The sequence below is a fragment of the Candidatus Brocadia sp. genome (genome assembly GCA_021646415.1).
Classification (GTDB): domain Bacteria; phylum Planctomycetota; class Brocadiia; order Brocadiales; family Brocadiaceae; genus Brocadia.
The window spans coordinates 59,971-75,084 of sequence record SOEU01000005.1; the positions used below are offsets into that span (position 1 = coordinate 59,971).

The window sequence follows — 15,114 nt, forward strand, 5'->3', positions numbered from 1 at the left end:
TAAAAGAACAATTTATTTATCAACCGGTTTCATACTTTTGGGCCTCACATCAAAAAAAGTTAGTGGCCCGTGCGGATACATTCCCTGACTTACCATCCCCATCATATTGTGGTCATGGGCAATACTGATACCGGGTCCATAATTACACGACAGGCATCCTCGTTTGGCAGAAAAGTCAGAGATTTTGTACAATATGTCATATCGCTCACCCGAGCCAATAAGTAAAGTATCTTTTTCATACGGATAGCTTAGCTTTCTCCCATCCGTCCCGATTACCAGCCCATGAAACCCATGTGGGTGCCATGCATAGATATGGTTATACCCTATGGCCATTAATCGAATCAATACCGTCTCACCTTCGTATGCAACAACCCTTGTCTTGGGGTCATTAATCGTGGACAAAGGATTAGCCAAATTATCCATGAATATTCTGCCATTGAGCATAAAATAATTCGACTTCCAATCCAATCCACGCCGTATGTTGCCTTCTGTCCTGAGCATCTCCATATATCCGCTATCGACTTCGCTCATAATAAGGGTATATTCCCGGTCAAATTTATATCCGTAGATTTCATTTGGACTCTTCTCTATGATCAGCGGGAAATACATCCCCGCCATGAGATGATTGGTGGTATCCACATGGCAATGCCCCATATAGGACCCTTCAATGTCTTCCGGTATTGTTAACAAATACCGGTACTTTTCCCCTGGAAATACAGGAGTATACGGCAAATTTGGTACACCATCATAAGCAGGGATTAAATCTAATCCATGGAAATGGATGGTGTGCGGAACTCCATGAATCCCTGAATGCTTCTCTGTTTCATAAAAACCCGCATTGTGCAACACGACAACGTAGTTCTTGCCTGATCTGAGACGTATCTCGTCGCCAGGCACTTTTAATGGCAGTAATTTTTCATCCCTTTCTTCTTTTGTCTTGACTTCTCCGGCATCGGCAAAATCATTTGCATGGGTAAACCCCCAGAAATAGATAAATTCTCCGTCAGCCATTTCCTGATAACCATCTGTTGCATACAGATGAAATTCACCTTCTATCTGCCCTTTTTTACTTAATTCAGAGAAGCTCCCTTCTAATTTTGAGTCTCCGGGTATGAGTATCTCTTCAGGGGCAGCCGTAACGGGAAGGCAACATAAAATCGTAATCAAGAAATAGAATGCAAAGTATTTTTTCTGCATATATCGTACTTTAAAAATAAACTCGAAAGTTTTCCTTTTATAAGACAAAAGAAAAATAGGATAAAGTAAAGTTTAGCACACACGGTATGGGGGGTGCAAGTATCATGTGGAAATAGGGTATGGTTAAGATTTTGTGACACTCTCAGAGGAAACGGAGAGAAACAGGGAACACAAACTTTATCCGGAGGCAAAAATGAAGCGTGCCGACGGCACGGAACTCCTTTCCTACACTAGCCCGGATGCAGGCTCCCTTACCGTGAGAGGAGAACTGAACAAAGTCACTGCAAACATCGTCCTTGGGATGAACTTTGCAGGAATCCACTGGCGGACGGATTATTCCCAATCGCTCAAGCTGGGTGAAGGTGTTGCCATCGGCCTCCTGCAAGATCCTAAAAATACCCTGAAAGAGAGCTTTGCTGGGTTTTCTCTCACCAAATTTGACGGGACAACAATAATCATTTAATTGTACTATTTTTTATCCGATCGGTATTTATAATGCTTGAAAAAGACATTGCCCGATCTTAGTTGCAGTAAGGCGAGTGATCAGATCGTCTGTTTCGCGAACTTTTCAATTCTCGGTATTTTTCTTCTCGTCTTTTTCCAAAGCGCGCTTTTCTTTCAAAAGTTCACTAATTCCGGCGATACTTCCCAGAATAGCCGTGGCCTCATAAGGCAAAAAGACCTTCGTTGCTTTGCCATCAGCAATTTTTTGGAGAGATTCGAGGTATTTTATCGCGATTAAATCATTTGTCGGCCTACCTTTATGAATGGATTCGAAGACGGTCTGGATTGCCTCGGCCTCTCCTTTGGCTACTGTGAGCTTCTGATATTTATCAGCTTCTGCAACTTTTTTTATTGCCTCCGCTTGCCCTTCAGCCTTAAGGATTGCTGATTGCTTGTGGCCCTCTGCCTCAAGAATCATTGCCCGCCTCTCTCGTTCAGCCTTCATCTGTCGGTGCATGGCCTCCGTAACGTCCTTGGGAGGTTCTATTCTCTGGAGTTCGACCCTTGTTACCTTGGTCCCCCATTTGTCTGTTGCAGTATCAAGAATTTCCCGCAATTTCGTGTTTATTATCTCTCGTGAAGTAAGCGATTCGTCCAGGGCTAAATCACCGATGAGATTCCTCAAATTCGTCTGCGCAAGTTTGGTAGCAGCCATGTAATAATTGGCGACATTATACGTAACCTGTACCGGATCGGTAACCATATAATAGATTACTGCATCTACCTCGACAACGACATTATCCTTGGTAATTACTGCCTGTGGAGGGACATCAACCACCTGTTCCCGCATATCTACTTTAAGCATTCTCTCCAGAAAAGGTACGATAACGGTAAGTCCGCTATCAGCTGTACGTTGATATTTTCCCATCCTTTCTATCAGCCCTTTTTGCCATGGTCTGACGATTTTAATTCCGGTAGCAGCGATCACAAACACAACAATTGCTAAGATAGCAAATACCAGTATTTCGGCAGATATCATTTCCTGCATATCACCCTCCTTCACTCAAAATTTTGACCACAAGGTGTGTTCCAACCACCTTTATCACCTCAACCTTTTTTCCGACAGGTATTATTTCTCCCGTATCGCTATCAGCTCTCCAGTTCTCATTTCTTATTCTGACAAGACCGGTATTTTTTATAGTATCGATTTCTTCCAGTACGACGCCTTTTTCACCAATATACCGGTTAGCACCGATACCCAACGGTTGCTTTTTGGTAAACCGTTCCGCAAATCTTCTGGAAATCGCAAAAAGCACACTTGCAATAAGGAGAAAAGCGCCCCATTGCCAGCCCATACCGAATCCCAGGATCGCTAAAATACCCGCTACTGCCGCTCCAATACCAAACCACAAAAGAAAAAATCCAGGGGTAAATATCTCACCAATAATAAAAGCGGCAGCAATAGACATCCATATCCACCAGATCTGAGTCACTTTTTTATTTCCTCGTTTTTATGAATGAGAGGGTAGCGGGTCAGATATTCATCTTTCAAAGCCAATTATGAGAGACAAGTATTGAGTTATGAAGGTCTGAACTGTTTCCCACTTGACCCTATTTTCGCGCCAATTCCTGAAGTAAATACCCCGCTAGCCGGGTGTGAATCGCAAAATATATGGTGTAGTATTTACAAAAGAAGCCCCCTTCACGATATTGCGATAGGAAATGCTTGAGATTCCCAATAGGAGAGAAGGAGTAGAAGACAAAAAAAGTCTATCACATACAGTGTGTGAGTGCAAGTATCATTTTTTGCTTATACGAAAGAGATATTTTTTAAAATATCCAGCTTTTTTATTCTTGACACAATTGATAGTTCCCGTTTAAGATGAGGGGACGCAAGTAAAGGATCTTGCTAGCCGTTTAAGCAGTTTAAACCACTTATAAGACAGCCTTACTGCCGAAGGTGTTTCTGATGAATATCCTTCCAGTAAGGCTTTTTTGTTTTTACGGGTAAAAAAGAGCTATGCTGAAGCCTATAGCTGTTTTCAATTCACCGAAAAACCTGATAATCTCTCATTTTATGCCAGGAATATCCTCTTTTTCCGCATCCATTTTGTTTACTGTGATGATTCTTCGGTCGTCCGGGAAGTGCTCTTGTTTGTAGTCGATCATCTGATTGATGATCATCTCAGAAAGTTTTTCGCTGCATTTGGTATTTGAATTTCGAATTTGTCAAATAAACAAATGATAGTATAGTCAAGTTAAACACGGACAAACAAAGTTCGTTCATACCACCCTGTAACCCGAATAAATAAACTGAAAATTCCTATACAATCGAGTTAACTCTTTCACGTATCCTTGCCCATAAAAGTTGTACCCGTTCATATACCACACGCGCAACAATACTTGAAAAACTTCTTCCATAGTCTCTTTGCCGGATCAACCAATCCTGCAATCCGTTTGTGAAACGGAATGGGTGCCACGTCTGCATGTGCGGCTTCCTTAATCTTTACCGGATATGCCACTGGGTTAGCATTTTCATTATACAACCAAACGAGACGGCATTCAGGTCCTCGTCGATAAGCACATTGCACCATCATGGAATGGTTGGGTCTCTATGGTATCTACCACCCAACCCCCGGTGTTATACACATTCATCCAGCCTTGATATTCTTTAAACACCATATCGTTCTTGAAAAGTATTAGGGGTTTTGACCAAATACAAAGGTTACATCAGATGGTATATTTTGTTTGCATTCCGTCATGATCTGTTGCTTCAGGTGTACGCTCGGGTACTTCCGATGACCCATAAATATTTTTACTAAGCGCCTAATATACTGGTTTATGTATCAAGATGCTTTCCTTCAGAACGAAGACTGAGAATGAAAAAAATAAGGGATACAAACCATACAACCAGAGTAAAAAAGAGCATGTAGATAAAGGTTTCTCCTCCTGATATATCCCATACCCTTTTAGCTGTCCCCTGAACCCATTCATGATAAGAACCAAGATAGCTTGTCCTCCCCCAAAGGCCAAATACCCACAGGAAGGCATAAATAAAAATACTCACATATGTGATTCTCACCCAGGAAAGCTTGTTCTTTCGTATCAGGAATGTTGAAATAGAGAACCCACTGTTTGCAGCGAAAAAGAATGCCAGGAGAAATATGGACAGAAAGAAAGGGTAATCTGTCACCGAATCCTTATGCCACCACATATGAGTGGTTTCCCAGCCAAAGTAATTCACAAGGAAATAAACGGGAATCCAACTGAAAAAGAATATGTGGAACAAGTTATTCTTTACCAATGCGCTCAGGTAATACTCCGGCCTTCGGGTCAGTAATTGTTTCCGGGCTGCATCAGCGAAGATGTGGCCTATGGCAAATGCTATCGGTATATCGATTTGAACCATGTTTATACGGCTATCTTTCTTGCTTATTTGGAATAACCAGAATAAGCTAAAATAAAAATGCCTTACCGCAAAGATATTCATTCAAAAACATCTTCGGCAGTAAGGCTATCTTTCCCTAAGCCGTTTAAACAGTTTAAATCGTTTAAACAGCTTACAAGGACCCTTTACTTTGCGTCCCCCTGACCACTCAGGGTTTGCCTTTATCGTCATGTTTTTATATATCGGCTTATATTGTATTTTGCCTTATTAAACACAGGAAAACTAATTTATGTCAAGTAAAAATATAAAATGATGCAAAGCAAAGATAAAAAGATATAGAATTCAACAGAATGAAAATGCTATGATATCCGGGCAATTTTTTATGCCACCAGACACAAAGTCAGAAAGAAAACCTTCGTGCCACCCCCGTGTCCCTCTCAATGAGGGGGAGGCGGCAACATGAAGTTCCTTGGGCATTGAATTACCGGTTTAAATAATTAGAAAATTACGTAAAAAGGAAACATCCATCATGGTAAAAGAAAAAATTGGGTTTATCGGTGGCGGGAAGATGGGAGAAGCATTGAGCAAGGGTATTATCAATGCCAAATTAAATACCCCTGATAATATCATGGTAAGCGATGTGATTGCGGAACGATGCAAACTTTTAAACAAGGAAATTGGTATAAAGACTACCCAAAACAACAAAGACGTTGTCTCCTTCGCTGATGTTATTATATTAGCCATAAAACCACAAATGATGAACGAAGTACTCAGCAATTTAAAAAATGACATCACCCCCCGGCATTTAGTGGTGTCTATTGCGGCAGGTATCCCTATCCGATTTATTGAATCCAGATTGCAGGCGGGTATTCGAATCATCCGGGTGATGCCCAATACCCCATGTCTGATAGGCGCCTCGGCCACTGCCTTCGCTCTGGGTAAATGCGCCACGGATGCAGACGGACAATTGGTGTTTCATCTGTTTAACGCCGTTGGAAGGGTATTCCAACTGGATGAAAAGTATCTTGATGCTGTAACAGGATTGAGCGGAAGTGGCCCTGCATACGTCTACATGTTTATTGAGGCATTGTCTGATGGTGGCGTCAAGATGGGTTTACCAAGGGATGTGGCCACCATACTTGCAGCACAAACCGTACTGGGGGCAGCAAAAATGGTGCTGGAAACAGGACAACACCCCGCACAGCTCAAGGATGCCGTGACCTCGCCCGGTGGAACAACCATTGAAGGGATAAGCAAATTGGAAGACAGCGGCCTCAGATCAGCCATGATAAACGCCGTTGAGGCTGCCACCTTAAAATCGAAGAAATTAGGTGAATTATTATAAACAGAGGAGTTATAGATGCTGATACATAAGATTGATAGAAACAAAATTGACCTTGCCGTAAACACCGTAAGAATGCTTTCCGCAGACGCCGTTGAAAAGGCTCAATCAGGCCATCCCGGTCTCCCTATGGGATTTGCCGACATCGCCTTTGTCCTCTGGATGCAATTCCTGCGGTTTAATCCGAAAGACCCGCAATGGCCCAATCGAGACCGATTTATCCTTTCTGCAGGTCACGGTTCCATGTTGTTATATGCATTACTCCATCTCTTCGGATATGATTTGTCATTAGACGACATAAAACAATTCCGACAATTTGGGAGCAAGACACCCGGCCATCCTGAATATGGACATACACCGGGAGTAGAAGTTACTACGGGACCTTTAGGACAGGGATTTGCAAACGGGGTGGGTATGGCATTGGCTGAAAAAATACTGGCAGAACGATTTAACAGAGACGGCAGAACTATTTTCGATCACCACATTTACGGGGTTGTAAGTGACGGGGACATGATGGAAGGGATTACCTCTGAGGCCGCCTCATTCGCCGGACACCTTGGCCTTTCCAATATTATCTATATTTACGATAGCAATCAAATCTCCATTGAGGGAAATACATCTCTTACCTTCACTGAAGACGTTGCAAAACGTTTTGAGGCGTATAATTGGCGGATTTTTAAGATTGACGGGCATAACCATAACGAAATTGCTGCAGCCATCGAGGCAGCACGGAATGAAAAAGAGAGACCTTCCCTGATCATTGCCAGGACCCACATTGGTAAAGGAAGCCCCAACAAACAGGATACTGCCGCCGCGCATGGCGAACCGCTGGGTGCTAAAGAACTCGAATTAACAAAGGAAAAACTTGGCTGGCCAAAAAGCCCGGCATTCTCCATCCCGGACGAAGTAAAACAACTTTGTGAGGCTCGTGTAATCGAACTAAAAGGAGAATATGAAATCTGGCAATCACGGTTCAATACCTCTATCAAAGAAGACCCAAATCTATCCCAATTCTGGGATGACTACTTTAAAAAAGAAATCCCTGACAATCTGGAATCTGAATTATTCAAAACTATCAGGAAGGATTCGATGGCCACCCGCTCAGCCTCCGGTGAGATGATGCAGGTGATTGCACAACAGATACCCTCTTTTATCGGTGGTTCTGCTGACCTTTGCCCATCCACAAAGACCTACATCAAAAGTGCACCTTCTCTGGACAAAGAGAAATTCGCCGGGAGAAATATTCATTTTGGGGTCAGGGAACACGCCATGGGCAGTGTTTTAAACGGATTGGCGCTGTACGGGGGAATTATTCCCTTTGGCTCAACCTTTCTGATGTTCTCTGATTATATGCGACCCACTATCCGGCTAGCCGCCATGATGAAGATCCAGGTTATCTATGTGTTTACCCACGATAGTATCTTTCTCGGAGAAGATGGACCCACCCACCAGCCCATTGAACATCTGCCATCCCTGCGTGCAATCCCTAACCTTCACGTGATAAGACCAGCAGATGCCACCGAAACAGCAGCAGCCTGGGTAGCGGCACTCAATCACAAAAGCGGTCCAACGGCGCTGATCCTGACCCGTCAGGACATCCCGGTAATCAACCGCTCTATCTATCCGTCACACAGTCAACTAAAATATGGTGCTTATATATTGAAGGATTCGGCAAAATCTCCCGAGATTATTCTCATGGCAACGGGATCAGAGGTCTCTATTGCCCTTGAAGCCACATTACAATTACAAGGAAAAGGGATCCAGGCAAGGCTGATCAGTGTACCTTGCTTTGAGTTGTTCAGATCAAACCCTGATGAATATAAGAACCGCATACTGCCACCCACATGCAAGAAACGGGTAGCCATTGAAGCCGCGGCAAAAAGCGATTGGTATGAATTTGTTGGATTGGATGGTCTTATCATTGGGCTTGATCGATACGGTACCTCTGCACCAGCAAAAACATTAGCCGAGCACTTTGGTTTTACGGCAAAAAATATCTTGAATGAAATTAATAAAAAATGGGGTATTTAAAATAAATGGAATAACTACACAGGCACGGAGTATACAAAAGAATATGTTTTATCTTTGTGTTCTTTGTGTCTTTGTGGTTACAAAATAAATCATGCTTGGATTTGAAATCTGGTATACAGCTGCCTTACTGCTCATTATGAGCATCCTCCTTTTCAAGGAGGTGCTGGAAATAGAAGTGGTCATTTTTTCGACTTTACTGCTCCTTATTATTGGGAAGGTTATCACACTGAAAGAGGCGTTCGTTGGGTTCTCCAACGAGGGGATGTTAACCATTGCACTGATGTATGTGGTAGTTGGGGCTTTTAGTAATACCGGTATGCTCAATCAGGTTACCCATATCATTTTTGGCAAAAAAAATACCGGCGATTCCCGCAAACTCCTGAGGCTTTTATTCCCGGTGTCTGTTGTTTCTGCATTTATTAATAATACTCCGGTTGTGGCAATGTTTATTCCGGTTATACGTTCCTGGGCAGAAAAACATCATTATGCATCTTCCAAGTACCTGATTCCCCTGTCTTACGCAGCAATTCTGGGGGGAACGTGTACCCTGATTGGCACAAGCACCAATTTGATCGTTCACGGGCTAATGATCGATTCAGGAATGAAAGGAATATCTTTTTTTGAAATTTCCAAGATTGGGATACCGCTTGCTCTTCTGGGTATTTTATTCATTAGTTTTCTAGGTCACCGATTGCTTCCTAACCGGAAAGACCCCTTGGTTGAACTGGGAGAACATACCAGAGAATTTGTTATCGAACTGAAAGTTACACCAGAATATGAAAATATAGGGAAAACAATTGAAGGTGCAGGATTGAGGCATTTGCAAGGTTTATTCCTTTTTCAGATAGAACGCAGGGGTCGGATTATTGCGCCGGCAGAACCAAACGAGAAACTATTGTTAGGTGATCGGCTGTTTTTTACAGGCATACCGAAAATGATATTAGAATTACAAAAGTTACCTGGCTTGCAATTGATACAGGATTCCCATTTTGATTTAAAGCAATATGATTCTGCCGTGATAAATACCTTTGAAGCTGTCGTATCCCCCGGCTCTCCCTTAGTTGGAAAAACGGTTCGTGAAAGTGATTTTCGGGCCAAATACGAGGCAGTTATCATTGCCATCCATCGTCATGGAGAGCGGATACAGAAGAAAATCGGTAACATAAGCTTACGGCCAGGTGATACATTACTGTTACTGGCAGGAAAGAATTTCCGTAAGAAATGGTACCATTCAAACGATTTTTATCTTATTGCAGATGCAGAAACATTACCTTCCAAGCCACAGTGGCGGGGATATTTGTCTCTTGGTGTATTTTTGCTAACAATCCTGTTAACCATCCTGGAAGTACTTCCATTGTTATCTGCAGCAGGTTTAGGAGTAATTATCCTGATGGCAACACGGACGATACGAATGGCGGAAGCAAGAAAGGCGATAGACTGGCGGACACTCATTATTATTGCTATGTCCCTGGGCATCGCAACGGCAATTGAAGAATCTGGGCTTGCAGAGTTATTGGCCAACGGAATCGCCAGGATTGGCTGTCATTTTGGTGTAATAGGCGTTTTAACAAGTATTTATATAATGACGAGTTTTTATACTCTCTTCATCACCAATAATGCAGCCGCTGCAATACTGTTCCCTATAGCTATTTCTTCAGCCTCGACAATTCATGCTGAGAGTCGTGCCTTTGCCCTCACAGTCCTTTTTGCCGCCTCAGCCAGTTTTGCAACACCAATTAGTTATCAAACGAATTTAATGGTGTACGGACCGGGTGGCTACAGGTTTAAAGACTACCTGAAAATTGGCATTCCATTACAGTGCCTCATTGGCATAATTACTATTTTTTTGGTCTATTACTTCTATTTTTGATGACCCTTTTCCCGTATTAATTTAATATTTTAAAAGTTCGTCACATTATAAATTAAACATAAGGAATCGGGTCTTTAACACCGGCTTCTTTAAAGGCCTTCAGACGTAAGAAACAACTGTGACATTGTCCACACGCCTTATCGGTATTTTTGTAACAGGACCAGCTGAAGTGGAGGGGGGCATGTAAAGATACGCCCATTTTTACAATCTCTGATTTGCTCTTGTGTATCAGGGGCGTTTCTACCTCGATACAGGTTGTTGGCCTTGTACCCACCTTGATGAGTTTATTAAAGGCCTCATAATAGATGGGCCTGCAATCGGGATAGCCGGGGCTGTCCTGCTCCACAGCGCCGATAAATACCTTCCACGCGCCAATAACCTCACCCCAGGAGACGGCAATTGCCAGTAAGTGTGTATTTCGGAAGGGGACATACGAGGTAGGAATTTCTTTGGTATCTACTTGTGCATCCTGTACGTTCATGCGCGGGTCTGTCAGACTCGATCCCCCGATTTTGCTGAGATAGTCAATATTTGATATGAGGATTCTGTCTTTGGGGATGTTGTAATATGATGCAATATCGTTAAAGGCCTTAAGCTCCCTCGATTCTGTGCGCTGACCGTAGTTAATATGTAAGAGTGCAAGTTGATACTGTGTATGCGCAATGGCAGCAGTTATGCAGCTGTCCATGCCACCACTCACCAGCACAATGGCTAAATCCTTCATGTAATGTTAAACCCCCCGTGTTTGTGGTTCCCAGATATATTTGTGGAGTTGCAGTTGAAATCGGACATGGAGGTTGTCTTCCAGGATCCATTGGGCAACCGTTCTCGGCACGATGCCATCAAAGACGGTTCCCATCAATACATTGGTAATCTCGGATAAACGATATTTCTCTATCACTTCTTTTGCCCATTCGTAATCACTTCGGGAATTTAAGACAAATTTTACCTCGTCAGATTTCGCAAGATAGTTAATATTTTGCCAGTGCATCAAATGACTCATGTTGCTATCTGGGCACTTAATATCCATAATTTTTATGGCTTCTTGTGGAATTATACGGATGTCGTAACTACCGTTTGTTTCCACTAAAACCGTATACTTTTTATCGAGCAATTCACCTATTAATAACGGCATATCTTTATCTGATAGAGGTTCACCACCAGTTATGCAAACCAATTTCGTTTTGAATCCAGCAACACGACCAAGGACTGAGCCAATCGACACCTCCGTCCCTTCTTCATATGCATAGGTGGTATCACAGTAACTGCACCGTAAGTTACATCCCGTTATGCGTATGAAGGTGCACGGCATACCGGCATATGACGTCTCTCCCTGGATACTCTTAAATATCTCATTTATTTTCATATATCACTAATTTTATTGGATTTTTCACGCATCTCAAGTGCATTATCATTTTTTTCATATGGAATTGCCAATAGATAATTCTATTTATTATCTTTGTATATTTAAATATACTATATAACCAAATAATACAATTAGTTGTTCTACCTATACAGTCATGTACGTTGAATAAAGCATGGGCCAAACCCAACACTAATCTATATCAGATTAACTATTTTAGAAAGGAGAACCTATGTCGAGATACTGGATGATCACGAATCGCAATGTGGAGAATGACGGCTTCGGCCCAAATCTGGCACCGCGGACTTACTGGATCAGCGAAGGAGGACCTCTTGATAAATTCAAAAATTGGAAGCAGGTGACCGGCAATCAGTTTCAATTGGAACTGATTAAGGCAGCTGATAAATTTCCTTTAATTTTAGATCCGGAAAGGCACGAAGACCAGAAACACGTCTCCATCTTCGTTCATGGATACAACAACGATTGGAAAGATGCGGCACAAAGATACGAATCGCTAAACGCCAAATTGTTTGAGGGTAATCAGGGTTTAGGTTTGTGCATCCTGTTTAGCTGGCCTTCGGATGGATTTGTGTTAGGATACTATCCGGACCGGATGGATGCCCGTAAATGTGCGCCAGACCTTTCAGAGGTGTTGAATGCGCTCTACGATTGGATGCTGGAGAAACAAAAAGCCGCCATTGAAGATCGGACACAATCTTGCCGTGCGAAGGTCTCAGTGATTGCTCATAGTATGGGTAATTACGTGCTTCAGAATGCCATGCAGTATACCTGGACCCGTAAAAACCAACCCCTGCTCGTCTCTCTCGTCAACCAATTATTGATGGTGGCGGCGGATGTAGACAATGATCTGTTTAAAAGCGGGGAAGAAATTGATAAAAGTGATGGTGACGCAATTGCAAACCTTACCTATCGGGTTACAGCGCTTTTCACCGGTCGCGATAATGTGCTTGGCATGTCGGCAGGTCTCAAGCATTTTGGCAAACGCCGTCTCGGCCGCAGCGGATTGGATCGCACATATCCAATTCCCGATAACGTCTGGGATGTAGATTGTACAACGTTAATTTCTAAGGACGCGGATAACATCCATTCAGCATATTTCGACGAGCCCAAAACAATAAAACTCATGCGACAAATCCTCCGCGGCGTTGACAGGAAAGTCCTGGCCTTGCAAAAACTCGCTCCGCAGTAGTTTCATGGAACGAATACTCGAAGTAGAAGAAATACGTGAACAAGTGAAAGCGGCGAAATTAGATCATCTCCAGTTAAAAGTAACAAGTGATCGGCATATTGTTATCGCTGGATATATGGCTTAACTTTGACATGAAACTGGTTGCAAATTTTATGACCACTTAGGGTGTTGGGGAGTCTCATTTAAATCGATAGCGGGTTCATGTGCTACAACTACTTCCGCCTTTGCAAACCCTGTTTCAGCCCCTTCTAACTTCACCTTTTCCTGAGTATCGAACTGCATCTCAAAGAGTTTTTTATAGAGCCCTCCATTTGCAAGAAGTTCATGATGGAGTCCTGTTTCCACAATCCTCCCCTTCTCCAGGACCACGATCAAATCGGCATGTAATATGGTCGATAACCGGTGTGCTATGACGAATGTTGTCCGGTTTTTTACCAATCGGTAGATGGCATTCTGGATGAGTTGTTCGGTCTCTGTATCAACAGATGATGTGGCCTCGTCCAGGATGAGTATCCGGGGATTGGCGAGGATGGCACGGGCAATGGCGATGCGTTGTTTTTGTCCACCGGAGAGTTTCACGCCGCGTTCGCCGATCACGGAATCATACCCCTTCGGCAATTCAACGATAAAATCATGTGCATTAGCAGCACGGGCAGCTTCTTCAATTTCCTTATCCATTGCATCGGATCGGGCATAAGCAATATTCGCCTTTACCGTATCATTAAACAGAAAAGATTCCTGGAGTACCATGGCCATTTGCTTGCGCAGGGAGTGGAGTTTGACTTCTCTGATATTATAACCATCAATGAAAATCCCTCCCTTCGTCGGGTCATAGAATCGGGGGATGAGTTTTGTAAGGGTGGTCTTACCGCTACCGCTGGGGCCCACAAAGGCAATCATCTGGCCGGGGCGCGCAGTGATATTGATGCCTCTCAGGACTTCTGTATCCGGATTATACCTGAAGTAGACATGTTTGAATTCAACTACACCACGCACGGGCGGCAAATCAATAGCATTGGGGGCATCTTTCAAATCGCACGGCGTATCCAGTATCTCAAAGATGCGCTCGGTGGATGCGATGGCACGTTGCACTTGATTGTAAAAGCGTGTAAGACCGGTAATGGGACTGTACATCATCTGGAGATAGGGAAAGAATATTACAAAGGTGCCCGCAGAGAGTTGTCCCTGAAGTACCTTATATCCACCGAGACAGATGACGACCACGGCCCCCGTCTCGGTTATCAGGTCTACAATGGGCCTTAATGCTGAAACAAGTTTCAATATGCGAACGTAGAGGTTGTAGTTCTCATAGTTTTTATTCCGGAAACGTCCCATTTCTTCGGCCTCTTTCGCAAATCCAGCAATAACCCGGATACCGGAGATATTGTCCTGAATGAGAGAGTTCAGTTCAGCCGTCTTGTCCCTCAGGGAGCGAAAGACCTTTCTGATCCTTTTCCCAAAATTATAGGTACATAAAGAGATAAAAGGGCAAACAAATAAGGCAATACTGGTGAGTTGCCAGTCGAGTTTTAAGCAAAAATACAGTATCCAGCCAAATTTAAACATGTCGGTAATAAAGGTAATAACAGGACCCACAACTGCCTGTTCCAGGGAATTAACGTCATTCATGAGACGGCTCATGATATCACCGGTCTTCGTATTTTCAAAATATTGTAGGGGGAATCGCTGGATATGGCTGTAGAGTTGATTCCGCATATCATAAATGAGCCTCTGTCCTAATTCGGAAGTAATGAAGCCGTGTGCCAGAGTAATACCGCTATGAAAGGTATGCATGAGGATAAAACTCACGGCAAGAAAGACCAGCGTAACGATAGTAGAATTATAACCTTCAAACCAATGCTTATAAATAGAACGGGAGGCAGTTAGTAAAGGTTTCGAGAGTGGGATAGGGTTCTTTTGTTCATAAAGGTAAGTTTTATCGGATGGGTTTTCCTCAGATGGATTGCCGGGTATCGTTTTTATAAATTTGTCAGCTATCTTGATCTCATCCACCGCAATGCCCAATATCTGGGTCGGTAAGACAGCAACATAAGCGCTTACAGCCGAGAGGATAAGAATAATTACTGATTTATGCCAATAAGGCTTTAGATAACCCAGCAGTCTGATATAGGTGTTTTTAGAAGAAATGTCTTTTTTCATACGTAACTATTATAAGGGAAAAACATCGTTTTACAAACCTTAGCATGTGCTGAGGGTTGTGTATTATTCCGGGGACAAAGTGAAAATACTACGCTTCCAAAGGACTTGT

Annotated in this window: 13 protein-coding genes and 1 riboswitch; of the genes, 5 read left to right on the forward strand and 8 right to left on the reverse strand. The window is 43.0% G+C overall.

Annotation, left to right across the window (positions count from 1 at the left end; genetic code table 11):
- Positions 1–12: 12 nt before the first annotated feature.
- Positions 13–1,197, reverse strand: a complete 1,185-nt coding sequence (locus E3K36_05865; protein ID MCF6154772.1) for a hypothetical protein — start codon at positions 1,195–1,197, stop codon at positions 13–15.
- A gap of 193 nt (positions 1,198–1,390) precedes the next feature.
- Between E3K36_05865 and E3K36_05870 the strand changes: the two genes are divergently transcribed.
- A complete protein-coding gene (locus E3K36_05870) occupies positions 1,391–1,660 on the forward strand; it encodes a hypothetical protein (GenBank protein MCF6154773.1) in 270 nt (89 codons plus the stop codon).
- Positions 1,661–1,765: 105 nt separating this feature from the next.
- Here the strand turns inward: E3K36_05870 and E3K36_05875 are convergent, their stop codons facing one another.
- The 4 genes from E3K36_05875 to E3K36_05890 all read right to left on the reverse strand — a co-directional run bounded on the left by E3K36_05875 (position 1,766) and on the right by E3K36_05890 (position 5,131).
- Positions 1,766–2,680 (reverse strand): SPFH/Band 7/PHB domain protein, encoded by a 915-nt coding sequence (locus E3K36_05875; protein ID MCF6154774.1) that lies wholly within the window; start codon positions 2,678–2,680, stop codon positions 1,766–1,768.
- Between the two features lie 10 nt (positions 2,681–2,690).
- Complete coding sequence (locus E3K36_05880) at positions 2,691–3,134, reverse strand: NfeD family protein (protein MCF6154775.1); 444 nt, start codon at positions 3,132–3,134, stop codon at positions 2,691–2,693.
- 885 nt (positions 3,135–4,019) lie between these two features.
- Positions 4,020–4,238: a hypothetical protein gene (locus E3K36_05885; GenBank protein MCF6154776.1), complete on the reverse strand. Its 219-nt coding sequence runs from the start codon at positions 4,236–4,238 to the stop codon at positions 4,020–4,022.
- A gap of 242 nt (positions 4,239–4,480) precedes the next feature.
- Entirely contained in the window at positions 4,481–5,131 is a 651-nt protein-coding gene (locus tag E3K36_05890; GenBank protein MCF6154777.1) for a hypothetical protein, read from the reverse strand.
- Positions 5,132–5,142: 11 nt separating this feature from the next.
- Positions 5,143–5,259, reverse strand: a riboswitch (cyclic di-GMP riboswitch).
- 299 nt (positions 5,260–5,558) lie between these two features.
- Here E3K36_05890 and proC point away from each other — a divergent pair.
- From proC to E3K36_05905, 3 genes are all read left to right on the forward strand, one after another.
- Entirely contained in the window at positions 5,559–6,374 is an 816-nt protein-coding gene (gene proC / locus E3K36_05895) for a pyrroline-5-carboxylate reductase (protein ID MCF6154778.1), read from the forward strand.
- A 15-nt stretch (positions 6,375–6,389) separates the two neighbouring features.
- Positions 6,390–8,402 carry a transketolase gene (gene tkt / locus E3K36_05900; GenBank protein MCF6154779.1) on the forward strand — a complete coding sequence of 671 codons (2,013 nt, stop codon included), beginning with the start codon at positions 6,390–6,392 and terminating at the stop codon, positions 8,400–8,402.
- 91 nt (positions 8,403–8,493) lie between these two features.
- Complete coding sequence (locus E3K36_05905) at positions 8,494–10,272, forward strand: SLC13 family permease (protein ID MCF6154780.1); 1,779 nt, start codon at positions 8,494–8,496, stop codon at positions 10,270–10,272.
- A 52-nt stretch (positions 10,273–10,324) separates the two neighbouring features.
- Here the strand turns inward: E3K36_05905 and queC are convergent, their stop codons facing one another.
- Both queC and E3K36_05915 read right to left on the reverse strand, forming a co-directional pair.
- On the reverse strand, positions 10,325–10,996 hold the full coding sequence (queC, locus tag E3K36_05910; protein MCF6154781.1) for a 7-cyano-7-deazaguanine synthase QueC: 672 nt from the start codon (positions 10,994–10,996) through the stop codon (positions 10,325–10,327).
- 6 nt (positions 10,997–11,002) lie between these two features.
- On the reverse strand, positions 11,003–11,638 hold the full coding sequence (locus E3K36_05915; GenBank protein MCF6154782.1) for a radical SAM protein: 636 nt from the start codon (positions 11,636–11,638) through the stop codon (positions 11,003–11,005).
- A gap of 229 nt (positions 11,639–11,867) precedes the next feature.
- On the opposite strand from E3K36_05915, the gene E3K36_05920 reads away from it, so the two are divergent.
- A complete protein-coding gene (locus E3K36_05920; GenBank protein MCF6154783.1) occupies positions 11,868–12,845 on the forward strand; it encodes an alpha/beta hydrolase in 978 nt (325 codons plus the stop codon).
- Between the two features lie 150 nt (positions 12,846–12,995).
- Here E3K36_05920 and E3K36_05925 read toward each other — a convergent pair whose 3' ends face one another.
- Positions 12,996–15,005 (reverse strand): ABC transporter ATP-binding protein, encoded by a 2,010-nt coding sequence (locus tag E3K36_05925; GenBank protein ID MCF6154784.1) that lies wholly within the window; start codon positions 15,003–15,005, stop codon positions 12,996–12,998.
- Positions 15,006–15,114: the final 109 nt, after the last annotated feature.

What these genes read in the sequence shown, in the direction of transcription:
- E3K36_05865 (MCF6154772.1), bottom strand. Translation starts at nt 1,197, where the DNA reads ATGCAGAAAAAATACTTTGCATTCTATTTCTTGATTACGATTTTATGT.
- E3K36_05870 (MCF6154773.1), top strand. Translation starts at nt 1,391, where the DNA reads ATGAAGCGTGCCGACGGCACGGAACTCCTTTCCTACACTAGCCCGGAT.
- E3K36_05875 (MCF6154774.1), bottom strand. Translation starts at nt 2,680, where the DNA reads ATGATATCTGCCGAAATACTGGTATTTGCTATCTTAGCAATTGTTGTG.
- E3K36_05885 (MCF6154776.1), bottom strand. Translation starts at nt 4,238, where the DNA reads ATGATGGTGCAATGTGCTTATCGACGAGGACCTGAATGCCGTCTCGTT.
- E3K36_05890 (MCF6154777.1), bottom strand. Translation starts at nt 5,131, where the DNA reads ATGAATATCTTTGCGGTAAGGCATTTTTATTTTAGCTTATTCTGGTTA.
- proC (MCF6154778.1), top strand. Translation starts at nt 5,559, where the DNA reads ATGGTAAAAGAAAAAATTGGGTTTATCGGTGGCGGGAAGATGGGAGAA.
- tkt (MCF6154779.1), top strand. Translation starts at nt 6,390, where the DNA reads ATGCTGATACATAAGATTGATAGAAACAAAATTGACCTTGCCGTAAAC.
- E3K36_05905 (MCF6154780.1), top strand. Translation starts at nt 8,494, where the DNA reads ATGCTTGGATTTGAAATCTGGTATACAGCTGCCTTACTGCTCATTATG.
- queC (MCF6154781.1), bottom strand. Translation starts at nt 10,996, where the DNA reads ATGAAGGATTTAGCCATTGTGCTGGTGAGTGGTGGCATGGACAGCTGC.
- E3K36_05915 (MCF6154782.1), bottom strand. Translation starts at nt 11,638, where the DNA reads ATGAAAATAAATGAGATATTTAAGAGTATCCAGGGAGAGACGTCATAT.
- E3K36_05920 (MCF6154783.1), top strand. Translation starts at nt 11,868, where the DNA reads ATGTCGAGATACTGGATGATCACGAATCGCAATGTGGAGAATGACGGC.
- E3K36_05925 (MCF6154784.1), bottom strand. Translation starts at nt 15,005, where the DNA reads ATGAAAAAAGACATTTCTTCTAAAAACACCTATATCAGACTGCTGGGT.